This is a genomic window from Roseomonas acroporae (assembly GCF_023223525.1).
Classification (GTDB): domain Bacteria; phylum Pseudomonadota; class Alphaproteobacteria; order Acetobacterales; family Acetobacteraceae; genus Roseomonas_E; species Roseomonas_E acroporae.
On the sequence record NZ_JALPRX010000227.1, the window covers coordinates 1 to 259 of the forward strand.

1 protein-coding gene is annotated in these 259 nt (G+C 69.1%); it reads right to left on the reverse strand.

Annotated features, from left to right (window positions below):
* Window positions 1-259, reverse strand: a 259-nt coding sequence (locus M0638_RS28155) for a virulence-associated E family protein (protein WP_248670271.1), incomplete at both ends; no start/stop codon positions are given.

The window sequence follows — 259 nt, forward strand, 5'->3', positions numbered from 1 at the left end:
CCCCGCTGCCTCTCGGGCTGCCGCCTCGGCCCATAGCTGGTCGCGATGCTCGCGGATCCAGGGCACGTCGGCATGGCGACAGGCGAGTGGCCAGAACCGGCGGTTGCCGGTGGTGTCGCTCAGCCATTCCTCGGCGTTGGTGGTGCCTACAAGGATGCACTGCCTCGGCCGGTTGACGTAGGCCTTGCCGTAGGGCGGGCGGAAGCGGTCCACCTGGCGAGACATGAAGGCCTTCACCGTCTCGGCCTCGGCGCGAATG